This window comes from Bacillus sp. REN16, from assembly GCF_020731355.1.
GTDB lineage: Bacteria > Bacillota > Bacilli > Bacillales > Bacillaceae_L > Ferdinandcohnia.
Map to the genome: position 1 here is coordinate 20,748 of NZ_JAJFZK010000003.1, position 12,214 is coordinate 32,961.

Here is a 12,214-nt window from a genome sequence, read left to right on the forward strand (position 1 = left end):
CTGACATCACCCTTGTTCCATTAGATTTTTATCACTCTTCTTCAACTTCTCCCAAACCTCATCATCCCTCACGGACGGATACTCTCCTTCGGCTTCCAAACTGTCCAGAATTGCTTTTTGGTAACCGGGATATTGGCGATATTCCTTTAGAAAGGCTGAGCTTTTTATGTTCTTTTTATATGCTGGAATTAGGTTTTCTTTCTTTGCGTACTCCTCAAGCTCTTCATCTTGAAGAATATATGATATAAATTTTGAAACCACATCTTCTGAGGCTGTCTCTTTCATTACAACTAATCCATTTCCATTCGGGATCATATTTTTTGGATCAATCGGGAATTGGGAGGTGCTCCATTTAAATTTCGTTCCTATTAATTTTTCAAATAACCATATATTTCGAGAGGTACTTAGGAGAATTCCACCCTTGCCGTTTACAAATTGTGTAATCGCTAAATGGTCCGTGTAAGGCGGTAATAGCCCATACTCATCCCTCGCTTTATACCATAACGATTCCTTCACCTGTGTATCCTCAAGACCTTCTTCTTTTAAAAGATTCAACATATACCACGGGTAGAGTGTGTCGGAATTCATCCCCCAAATATTATTGTTATTCTCTTGAACCCATTTACCATTCGTAAAAATATCTATTATCGTACTTCCTACTTTATCTTTTGGTACTACGTTTTCATTGATATAGAGCAAAGGTATTTCATACCCAAGAGGAATCGCCCACAGCTTTCCGTCATAGGTAAACCTTTTTTCCATGCTCTGTACAAGGTTCTCTTTCAATTCCTCATCAAGCAATTGCTCTACCTGTACCAGAGCCCCTGAATCAACCAATGAGCTTAGTCCATAAAAGGAAGGAATCTCTGCAATATGAGGTGGCTGGCCTGCCGATTCTGCAATCGATAGTTCCTCCAGCAGCATTTGTGGGTCATCCACTAGCCTAGTAACCACCTCAATATGATCATTTTCTTGTTGAAATTCATTTGCAATGTCAACTGTTGTTGGTGAAGACGTCCAAATAACAAGTGTTTGATCCTTCGCTGTTTGGCGATTCAAATTCTCCTCCGGCTTTAGTGAATATAAAAGGATGCATAACATAACACCTGCAAGTATGCTACTTACTAGAAGAATTCTTCTCATCATCACGTTCCCTATCTTTCCTATACAATCATACTTAACATTATATCGTAGATGGGGGGAAACATGGGGACGGTTCCGCCGTTTCCCTAAATTATGGAAAACACCAGAGACCGCTACCTCTATCTATAACGTAGATAGAGAACCATGTATTACATCGTAATTCCCTTTTTACCAGACAATAGATTGGAAACATGGTGGAAACATGGGGACGGTTCCGGCGTTTACCTAAATTATGGAAAACACCGGAGACCGCTACCTCTATCAATACCGTAGGTAGAGAACCATGTATTACATCGTTATTCCCTTTTTACCTGACAATAGATTAACTACAATTAAAGATAGGATGGTACAGAAGGACAGGATTGATGCCAGAGCTGCTGCTGTACCAAAGTTTGCTGTAAATACCTCGCGATAGATTGTTACGGTAATGGTTGCTGTATGGCCAGCATATAGAACAATTGTCGAACTTAATTCATTGATCGTGGTTACCCAACTCAAAATGGCTCCTGATAGCACCCCTGGTAACATCAGAACCGCGGTTGTTTTAAAGAATGTCTTCATTGGCGGAACACCCAAACTGATGGATGCCTCTTCTACACTTTTATCAATTTGGTATAGAATTGCCGTACTAGAACGCATTGTATACGGTAATTTACGGATTACATATGCGATCACTAAAATAATCCACGTTCCTGTTAACACCATAGGCGGCTTATTAAAAGCGATGATTAGACTTATCCCTAATACTGTCCCCGGAATGACATACGGAATCATAATAAAGGCGTCCAATAAAGAGGTAAGCCTCGAGCTTCTTCGTACAGTTACATAGGAAAGTAGTAAGCCCGCAATCACCATTATCACAATCGCAATGCTTGAATATGTGAACGTATGCAGAATTGCCTGCGGAACCTTGAATAAAATTTCACGATAGCTATCTAAACTAAACTGATTCGTGAAGACAGGACCATTTGTTTTTAGGAAAGATGTTGTGATCACAGTTGCTTGTGGAATCATTGAAATTCCGACGACGATAAATATAAATGCAAGTGCGAAAAACTTTTGTAATGGTCTTAATTTGATTACCTTCGGTGGGCGCATTGAACTCATTGAGAAACTTTTTCTAGTCACTAAATACCTTTGTAAAAAAAGAATACTCGTACTAATCACAAGAAGAATAATACTAAGCGTACTTGCCATTGCTGGGTTAGAGCCCATCTCACTAATAAACTGCTCATATGCTAATATTGGCAGTACTTTAATTCCTTGGCCTAATAGCATTGGCGTTCCAAAGTCCGCAAAGGAAGCCATGAATACCATTAATGCCCCCGTAGAAAGGGTTGGGAAAATAAGTGGAAGCGTAACAGTACGAAGCTTTCTCCATCTTTGACTTCCTAAGCTTTCTGCTGCCTCTTCAAGTGAGCTATCAACTGTTTTTAATGCTCCTGACACATACAAATATATATGCGGATAAAACTGGATGGTAAATACCCAAATCATTCCATGTAATCCATATATCGATTTCACATTAATCCCTATGTCATGAAGAAAGTTTGTCACATATCCGTTGTTTCCAAGCATGAGAATCCATGAATATGCACCAATGAATGGCGGAGACAATAGCGTTAAAATAATTAATATGTGAATAAGTCCCTTAAACGGGATATCAAATCTCGTCATAATATAAGCAACTGGAACACCGATTAGTGTCGCGAAAAATGTTGCTGAAATACAAACTATGAAACTATTAAGTAATGCACCATAATAATACTTAAGTGTGAAAAAATCCTTATAGGTCTCTAGACTAAATTTCCCTTCATAGTAAAAGCTTTTTACCAAAATATTAAATAAAGGATAAAGTAAAAACAGAAGCATGAACAGAAGACCCGCAATTATGACAACGTTCCAAAAATCCCATTTTACCCTCTTAGCTCGTTTCGTTCTTACTACATTAGTTTGCGTTTGCATGGAGATTTAGCGCCTCCTCTCCATCCACTGTATAGACAACCGCCTCTTCCGGGTTTAAATAAAGAGTTATTTCTTCACCCTCTGTCATAAGTTGGTGATAAGGAACAGCATGCTCATGAACCTGTATTTCTTCGCCAGTCGAATCAAGCTTGATTTTATACTCTACCTTTTCACCTAAGAACACAGCCTCTATGACCTTTCCTTTAACGATTGGGTCTTGTGCTGATTTTGAATCACGAATTACTTTTATTTGTTCTGGACGCACAGAATACACGACTTCCCCGCTGTAAGCTTTCGTTAATGTGATTGGATACTGGACACCCTCAAGTTCCACACGTACAGCATGCCCGCTGTCTACGACACGACCTTGAAGGAAATTAGTTGAACCAATAAAATTGGCTACAAATTTATTTTTTGGAGTCAAATAAATTTCATGAGGTTTTCCGATTTGTTGAATCTTCCCACTGCTTAACACAGCAATACGGTCCGAAACCGCTAATGCTTCCTCTTGGTCATGGGTAACATAAATGGTGGTTATATTAAGTCGTTTTTGCAGTTCCCGAATATCAGATCTCATTTTTAATCGGAGCTTTGCATCAAGATTTGAAAGTGGTTCATCCATTAACAATAAACCAGGGTGAATGACAATCGCTCTAGCAAGAGCAATACGTTGTTGTTGTCCACCACTCATATCGGACGGCTGACGATCCTTTAAGTGTGCCAACTCTACCATTTCAAGTGCTTCCATTACTCTTTTTTGAATTTCTTGTTTCCCCGCTTTGCGTGCCTTTAGTCCATATGCTACATTTTCGAAAACCGTCATATGCGGAAAGATTGCATAACTTTGGAAGACCATTCCAATGTTTCTTTTATGAGTGGGCATATCATTGATACATGTTTCGTCGAAATAGATATCCCCTTCTTCCTGACGGTAAAATCCTGCTAATGTACGTAGCAAAGTCGTTTTCCCACATCCACTTGGCCCTAATAAGGTGAAGAACTCCCCCTCTTGAATGTTAATTGTTGCGTTGTCTACCCCTTTTACATCTCCAAAGTATTTAGATACTTGATCAATTTTTACATGTGTCACTTCTTTACATCCTTCCTATTTAAAGAGAGAATCGTTACCAAACACGATTCTCTCAAACTATTATTTACCGATTACTAGGTCTTGGAATTTTTTCATTACATCATCTTGATTCTCAGATGCCCAGTTGAAGTCGTAATCAACCATAGGAATATCCTTTGTTGCAGGTAATCCTTCCGGTGCATTTACATCTTCTCGAACAGAACGTCTATTAAACTCAGAAACAATCAATTCTTGAACTTCCTTGCTCGCTAAGAAATCTAAGAATGTTTTAGCATTTTCCTGATTTTTTGCTCCTTTAATCAACGCCATTCCGTCTGGAACTGCAGAAGTTCCTTCACTAGGATACACAACATCTACATTTGCTCCACCAGCGATATAGCGGTATGCCGCTTCTTCAAGCGTCACACCTAATGGAAACTCTCCGTCTGCAACACCTTTATAAACCATACTAGAACCACTTAGAATTTTTCCATCTAAGTTTGCAACGAATTCTTTCGCAAAATCCCAACCATCATTTTGGCTATTGAATGCAGTAAGCATTGTTACTAGCTGTGTATAAGAAGAACCAGATTTAGCAGGGTCTGCATATGCAATTTTACCCTTCCACTTATCATCTAATAGATCTTCCCAAGAAGTTGGAACATCATCCCCAGTTACCATGTCTTTATTTAACATAATCACCATTGGTAATGCAGAAAAGCCTGTCCATAGATCTTCAGAACTCTTATATGCATCTGGAATCGCTGCATCATCAGCTACTTCATATGCTTCAAAGTGTGACTTGAATGCTTCTAGTGACTCAGCACCACCGCCCCAGAATACATCTCCAAGTGGATTTGCAGATTCAGCTTGAACACGGTTTAATAATTCACCCGTTCCACTTGAAACTAGTTCGACTTTTATTCCCGTTTTGTCCTGGAATTCCTTTATAATTGGGTTAATGACTTCTGTCTGATGTGGTGAGTACACCGTTACAGTATCGCTTTTTTTGCCAGTATCTTCTTTTGCATCAGTACCAGTACCAGTTTCTTCCTTCCCACTACAAGCCGCTACTGCCAAAGCTAGCAAAAGTGTAAGACATAACATGAATAGCTTTTTCACAAAATTTCCCCCTTGTTTTTAATTGGAACATTTTAAGTGTAAATTTATGTGGAAGCGATTACAACGAGGGATTTTTTCGAAAATGTTGAATTTTTTTCGAATAAAAAGAGACTTGCAATCAAGCAGTCTCTTCCTAACTATCGGGTTCTCCTAATCCTTAATGTTCCGATTTCTTTCTTAAGGCTTTAAACTCAGACGGTGTATTGCCAGTTAACTTTTTAAAAATTTGGCTGAAGTAGCGCTGGTCTGCGTACCCGACAGATTTGCTTATTTCATTGGTCTTTAATGTCGAATGCTGGAGTAGCTCCTTCGCCTTACTGATTCGCAAATCCGTAAGATAATCAATAAAATTTTTCCCTGTGTACTGTTTGAAGATCCGACTCAAATAACTATCTGAAATATAAAATCGATTTGCTAAATCGTGTAATGTAATTTGCTCGTGATAATGGGAGTGGATGACGTCTATCATTTCCTTCATTTGAATCGGGTGAGAATCGTTTTGGTAAATCTCATCCATGTATTCTTTATCCCCTTTTAACACGGAAAAGATTTGCAATCTCATTTTCTCTTCATTCTGCTTTTGAATTTTTGTGGCGACATTCTTGATACTCTTCATTAGTTCCTTCTCGTCGATTGGTTTAACAAGGAAATCATGAACCCCCAGTTTTACCGCTTTCTGAGCATAGGCGAATTCGCTAAACCCAGTCAAGATAATCGTTTTCATCGCCTTATTCACGTCCATCATTTTCTCGATAAGCTCTAATCCACTTAAGCCTGGCATCCGAATATCTGTAAGCAACAAATGGGGTGATTCCTTTTTGACAAGTTCTAATGCTTCGATACCATTTGATGCAGCACCACAGACCGTGATCCCTAGCTTCTCCCAATCAATTGTCTCTACTAATCTCTTCCGAATGATAGATTCATCATCCGCAATCACCATTTTAATCAAGCACACTCCCCCTCTCATTAAGAATTGGAAGCTTAAGCAAGACCGTCGTTCCCACATTCTTTTTACTTGTAATCATAAGTCCATATTCTTGACCAAAGAGTAATTCGATTCTTCTTCTCACATTTTCTAGACCAATTTGGGTATGATTGTCATTTTTAACCAGAGCTTCCATGTTGCGTAATCGATTTAAGGTTTCTTCGTCCATCCCTATACCATTATCCTTTACTTTAATCCACAGTAGATTGTTTTCCTCATAAATCCCAATGTGAAGTTCTCCCGTGCCCACCTTCATTTCAAGGCCATGATTAATCGCATTCTCGATAAGTGGCTGTATCAGAAGCGGTGGAATATAGTAGTTTTTTACAGAAGACTCCACATCTAAAAAGACATTGATTTTATCTTGAAACCTAACCCTTTGGATAAATAAATAATAGTCTACTAGACGCAGATCCTCCTCTATTTGAACGAGTTGCTCTTCCTTTTTGATTGAGTAGCGCATCATTTCTCCAAGGGCAACCGACATCTCACTGACAACATCCACTTTCTCAAGCTTCGCTATTGCGCTAATTGTTTCTAATGTATTATATAGAAAATGTGGATTGATTTGAGCTCGGAGCGCCTTGATTTCAGCCTCTTGAAGCAATGTTTTCTTTTCAATACTTTCCATAATTAATTTACTAAGCTGAGACACCATATGATTAAAATTCTTTCCAAGAGAACCAATCTCATCTCGATAGTCGGAACGATATTGGACGGTTAGATCTCCGGTTTCTACCTTTTTGAATAACCGATTCAGACGCAGAATCGGATTGGTTAATGTTTTCGAGAAAAAATAAGACAACCAAATGGCCACCAGAAAACTAAGTACCGCAACGATGATTGTAATATACCCTATCAAATTACTATTTTTCGTTACTTCGCTCTCAGGAATGAAGGTTGCAATTTTGTACTGTGAGTTTTCACTCGTATCATAAACTAATATCGAAGGCATCTGTTCCCATTCCGTTCTTGTGTACCCTTGTTTCCCTTCTAGAATAGAAGATAGCGAGGGATGTTCCAGCCTCATTCCAATTGTAGCCTTACTCGGGTAACCTGATATGACATACCCATTTTTATCTAATAGAAACAACTGGGATATATCATCGGTTTTTTGTTGATAGATTTCCGCTATCGTCGATTCCATCACATCAATAACCAGATATCCAAGGGGCTCGCCTGTCTTGGTATGTTTAATAAGTCTTCCCGCACTTAAAACAATATTCTGGTCCTCCACCTTTCGGATTGTATAGTGCGTATCCCACACTAATGAACCGTTTGACTCACTTGCCTTTCGAAATATCCCCCAATTATCCACATAATGATCATATTGGTCTGGGAGAAACTCACCGGTAAAATAACGATCCCCATTTAAACCAATGACATACATATATAGATTCCAGTTCTTAGAACCCTTTACAGTGCTGAATAGTGAAGAAATATTCGTGAAGTCTTCGTACTTTTCATAATCACTTCGATTCCCCGGTTTCATCAACACTTCTTGTAGCGTTTCATTTCGGTACAGGTAATTACTCACCTGCTCCATATCTTTCGTAAAAAATGTTAGATTTTTATTAATTTGAATCAACCGCTCGAGAACCTTTTCACTCACCTGCTCTTTGACAATCTCCGATGACTTCTGGTAGGTAAAACTCCCCAACAGCACTAACGGAATGAGCACAATAATTGTAAAAAAAATCATCAATTTCGTTTTGATCGATAGATTTAAGAAAGATTTAATCATCCTAAGTTTCACCCGCATTTGACAATCTATCATTATTTGAAAACCTTTTCTTCTACTGTATAGCAAAATAACTCGAAATTAAATAGGAGATTTTTTGGGATCGCGGGTTTTGTTACAATGGGTTGCGAGACATTGGTATTTCAATATAATAAATTTATTGTTATCAACAAGTTAACAGCCTTTACATTTTAAATAACTGGATCAAGATATAATTAATCTAACAGGTAACTAAAAAACCAGGACCCGTTAATAATGGTCCTGGTTTTTCATATTTTATCGTTGGCTATATTTTGGCGATGTAGTGAATAGCTTCCCGCTCATGGTAGTGCATTTTGGTTTCAATGTCAGTCTTAAGCTTTTGGCACCGGCAATCATCCAATAGAGCTCGATTCTTACTGAATTGCCTACTATGCCAATAGTACTTCGCTTTGTAGATTGTTTTTTTCATTATAATATTCTCCTCTCGATTTTTACACATAAATCGACGGAGCCTCGTGTTCGGGAACTGGCTGGCATAGTCCAAATGACCTTAGCCCCTCTAGTTTTGCGTCATCATTTTTCAATGATTTTGCCGTTTCGTACGATTTATGCATGGTTCATTATCACTATAAGATAGTGCGCGAATTTATTAAAAGGGTCTTTTGACCTATTTTGTTCATAAATAGTACTTTAGTAGTGGAAATTTGTTGTTTTTTGTCGAAAACGAGATTGGATGGACAAGCACCTTGCTATGGCATGGGGTTAATTTTAGTGGATTTGCTTTGTTGCACAGGGGATTTGCTTCAAACTTTTGATATTTGCGTCGATCGCCCAGGATTTGCGTCAAACTTTTGATTTATGCGTCGAACGGCGAAGGATTTGCATCGTATTTTTGTTTTTTGCGTCGAACGGCGAAGGATTTGCTTCATATTTTTGTTTTTTGCGTCTACCTGCGAGGATTTGCTTCATATTTTTATTTTTTGCGTCTACCTGCGAGGATTTGCTTTTTTACGTGGCAAACTAAAAAGACTAGCGATCAATTACTTGATTGCTAGTCTACTAAACTTAGTTTTTCTTGTTTCCAGTCGTTCCGTTATTACCTTTGCTACCGATTTTTACGTCGTTGGTTGTGACGTTACCAGCGTAGTCGACCGCAACTACTGTTACAGTTTGGTCTTTTGTGATTGGTTCAGCGAGAACATGTTCTGCTTCGCCGTTTACGTATGGTTCTTCTGTTACTGGTTCACCATCGACGTATACATCCCAATATGCGATGCCGCTTGTTTTGTCCGAAACGTCAACATCCACAGTTTTACCATCCTTACCTAATTTCGTTTTTACCTTAGGTGTTGTGACGTCAAGTTTTACTGGGAATGTGATTGTTTGTGCTTCGGCACCTTCATAGTCAAGGGTTGCTTTAGCCTGTAAGAAATATTGACCATCTTTTACAATCTTGCCATTTTTACCTGTTCCATCCCATGTCCAGTCAGATTGTAGGTAATACATTAGGCCTTGTCCACCGTCATAGTAGTTTTTGCGGACAAATTCGTCGGACGCAATTTCTTTGACAACCTTGCCATTCTTGTCTAAGACATTTAACTCGAACTCTTTTGCATTTCGAAGTAACGATAACAGGTAAGTTGCGCTGTCGTTCGCTCCATCACCATTTGGTGAAATTGCGATTAGGTTCGTATCAATTAGACCAGTTTCTTGGCTGACACCTAAGTATTTGTAGCTGCTTCCACTTGTATGTGACATCACACCAGTTGTTCCGTAGTATGTCGCATCATCCCAGATTGGAGCGTCAAAAATTGGTGCTGCGTTCCAGTCGCCTTTAAAACCTACATAAGGTACAACTAGGTCTGGGTTTGTATCCGTTGGATCTGTTAATTTTACAAATCCTTCTAACCAATAGCCATTTGTGAAAATGGATGCTAAATCGGCGTCCAACTCACTCACATCAACCGACACTTCAAATGTTGTTTTACCATTTGCAGGTACTTCGATCGTGCTTGTGGTTTGACCATTAACAGTTGCGATTTCTCCCAAGTCCATAGAACCATAAAGGTTTGGAGCCGATACTAAAATTCCTGCGTTCACAGGCATATCCGTTTGAGCACTTGCATTTACTTCATAAGATACTGCCTTGTCTGTTAAGTTCTCCGCTGTTAACGAGAATGTAACGACATTTTCTTTCACTTCTTTAAGTGCTACCTTTGCTTCACCAGTATTTGGGTCAGTGACTGTGACAGGTGTTGTGAATGCTGCATGAAGCTGTATTAGACCTGAACCTTGACGACGTGGTGAAACTGGTGCTTCACCCAGAATAACTGGATTTGCAGTGTTCATCATTAATTTTTTCGCAAGTTTGGATCGATCTGCGCCTTCCAGACCAAATTCTTGGTCCACACGCTCTAATACTAATGCTGATCCACCTGAAACATGCGGAGCCGCCATTGAAGTACCGCTCTTAATTGCATATTTATCGTCATTGATTGTTGAGTAAATTTGTCCTCCTGGAGCTGTGATTTCTGGTTTGAAATCAAGGTTTGGTGTAATGCCCCAAGACGTAAAATCACTCATTTTTCCAGCATTCGTGTTTGGAATAGCCATTTGGTTTCCGTCGAATGACACGGTAACCGTTTTTCCATCTTTAAGCGCTGTGGCAAAGCGATCACCATCTGCCTTTAACATGAATAATTGTGGAATTGTAATCGCTGCATCTGATGCCATGCTCACTGTACCATCTGTGTTGTTGTAGATGAATACACCTGCTGCACCAGCATTTTGTGCATTTATTGCCTTGTCAACAAAGCCGATTGAACCACGTTGAACTAATGCATATTTGCCTTCTAGATCTTTACCCGCAAAATCTTCAGGAGTTCCTAGGCCAGCATTCACTAGTTCATAGCTTGTCCCAGCTACTGGATCCGCCTGACTTGCGGATAAGTACATCACTTGAGATGGTTCTTCCTCGCCTACTTGTACGTTAACTGCATCCACGATCATGTTCGTGTTTTCAAATGATGCCACTTGAAGTGAATCATAAGATACACCTGGTGACCCTACCACACCATAATCAGGATTTGATGCATATGGATATGGGAAATTTGAGCCACTTCCCAAATAGTTTGAGTTACCCGCTGAAATAGACATGATCACACCATTCTCAACGGCACGTGTTACTGCCTGTTGCTCTGGAGAGTTGGCATCTACGAATCCAGCTGTGGACCCAAGACTCATGTTAAGAACGTCTGCCCCTAACTTGATTGCATCGTCAATTGCTTTAATATAAATATCACCATATGTTGTTGCTACATTTTCACCAAACACACGTAATGCAAGTAATTGCGCTTCTGGAGCAACACCTTGGATGCCGCCATTGTCCTCGTCACCGTTTGCTGCAACTGTTCCCGCTACGTGCATACCGTGCATATTTGTATCAGCGTTCAGATCGACAATGTGATCGTTATTGTCCATGTAGTTCCAACCGTAAGGAACCTTTTCTGTCCAGAACTTTCCTGGAAGGGAGAATTCAGTAATTGCGCTGTTTACGTCCGCTTCAGATAAATCTGCTGCTGAACCGTCTGTCAAGACAAGGTCTTTGTGAGAAGGGTCAATACCAGAGTCAATGATTCCAACAATCATGCCTTCTCCTTTGAAGTCGAAGTCACGCCAAACTTTCTGCGCTTCCACTAGCTCTTTACTGTATTTCATGTCTGCTTCTTCTTCTGGAAGCTCATACTCAGTAGCAATGTATACATTTTTAACTTCAGGGACTTCTTTGATCTTTGCGATATCCGCAAATTTCACTTTTCCACTGAAACCATTTACGATTGCATCGAATTCTTGCTCATATTTGATGTTTACTTTTTTTCCTTTGATTTTATCTTTCGCTGCTTTTTGCTTGTTCTTTGCAGCTTTTTCGAGTTGCTTTCTTTCCCCATTTGATAGCTTATCGTATTTTTTACCTTTCTTTGTTGCTACTTCAACCGGAGCATCGCCGTCCATTTCAACGACTACACGCACCTCTTGATCAGGGTCAATATTTGGCAAATCTGTTGCTTCTCTATCCGTGATTTCACTCGTTGGTTTTTGTGCATCTAGCTGCTTTGTTACAAACCCGCCAGTTAACGCAAAACCGCTGCCACTAAATGCTAATAATAAAACTAGTAATAATAGCGTAACTCTCTTAGCCATTTTC

The 12,214-nt window shown here is 39.4% G+C and carries 7 protein-coding genes and 1 riboswitch; all 7 genes read right to left on the minus strand.

Annotated features, from left to right (window positions below):
• Positions 1–6: 6 nt before the first annotated feature.
• The 7 genes from LKW28_RS04075 to LKW28_RS04105 all read right to left on the minus strand — a co-directional run bounded on the left by LKW28_RS04075 (position 7) and on the right by LKW28_RS04105 (position 12,210).
• Entirely contained in the window at positions 7–1,143 is a 1,137-nt protein-coding gene (locus tag LKW28_RS04075; RefSeq protein ID WP_229139076.1) for a sugar ABC transporter substrate-binding protein, read from the minus strand.
• A gap of 288 nt (positions 1,144–1,431) precedes the next feature.
• Entirely contained in the window at positions 1,432–3,108 is a 1,677-nt protein-coding gene (locus tag LKW28_RS04080) for an ABC transporter permease (protein ID WP_229139077.1), read from the minus strand.
• Positions 3,092–4,198: an ABC transporter ATP-binding protein gene (locus tag LKW28_RS04085; protein WP_229139078.1), complete on the minus strand. Its 1,107-nt coding sequence runs from the start codon at positions 4,196–4,198 to the stop codon at positions 3,092–3,094. The genes LKW28_RS04080 and LKW28_RS04085 overlap by 17 nt, the downstream gene beginning before the upstream one ends.
• A 60-nt stretch (positions 4,199–4,258) precedes the next feature.
• Complete coding sequence (locus LKW28_RS04090; protein ID WP_229139079.1) at positions 4,259–5,299, minus strand: ABC transporter substrate-binding protein; 1,041 nt, start codon at positions 5,297–5,299, stop codon at positions 4,259–4,261.
• A gap of 157 nt (positions 5,300–5,456) precedes the next feature.
• The gene (locus LKW28_RS04095; RefSeq protein WP_229139373.1) at positions 5,457–6,242 is read right to left on the minus strand and encodes a response regulator transcription factor; all 786 of its coding nucleotides are present in this window, start codon (positions 6,240–6,242) and stop codon (positions 5,457–5,459) included.
• Position 6,243: 1 nt separating this feature from the next.
• Positions 6,244–8,031 carry a cache domain-containing sensor histidine kinase gene (locus LKW28_RS04100; protein WP_229139080.1) on the minus strand — a complete coding sequence of 596 codons (1,788 nt, stop codon included), beginning with the start codon at positions 8,029–8,031 and terminating at the stop codon, positions 6,244–6,246.
• A 497-nt stretch (positions 8,032–8,528) separates the two neighbouring features.
• Positions 8,529–8,614: riboswitch (cyclic di-GMP riboswitch) on the minus strand.
• A gap of 461 nt (positions 8,615–9,075) precedes the next feature.
• Positions 9,076–12,210: a S8 family serine peptidase gene (locus LKW28_RS04105; protein ID WP_229139081.1), complete on the minus strand. Its 3,135-nt coding sequence runs from the start codon at positions 12,208–12,210 to the stop codon at positions 9,076–9,078.
• Between the last annotated feature and the right edge of the window lie 4 nt (positions 12,211–12,214).

Excerpts from the sequence above, each read along its gene's own strand:
- LKW28_RS04075 (WP_229139076.1), bottom strand. The coding sequence starts at position 1,143 with ATGAGAAGAATTCTTCTAGTAAGTAGCATACTTGCAGGTGTTATGTTA.
- LKW28_RS04095 (WP_229139373.1), bottom strand. The coding sequence starts at position 6,242 with ATGGTGATTGCGGATGATGAATCTATCATTCGGAAGAGATTAGTAGAG.
- LKW28_RS04105 (WP_229139081.1), bottom strand. The coding sequence starts at position 12,210 with ATGGCTAAGAGAGTTACGCTATTATTACTAGTTTTATTATTAGCATTT.
- LKW28_RS04100 (WP_229139080.1), bottom strand. The coding sequence starts at position 8,031 with ATGATTAAATCTTTCTTAAATCTATCGATCAAAACGAAATTGATGATT.
- LKW28_RS04080 (WP_229139077.1), bottom strand. The coding sequence starts at position 3,108 with ATGCAAACGCAAACTAATGTAGTAAGAACGAAACGAGCTAAGAGGGTA.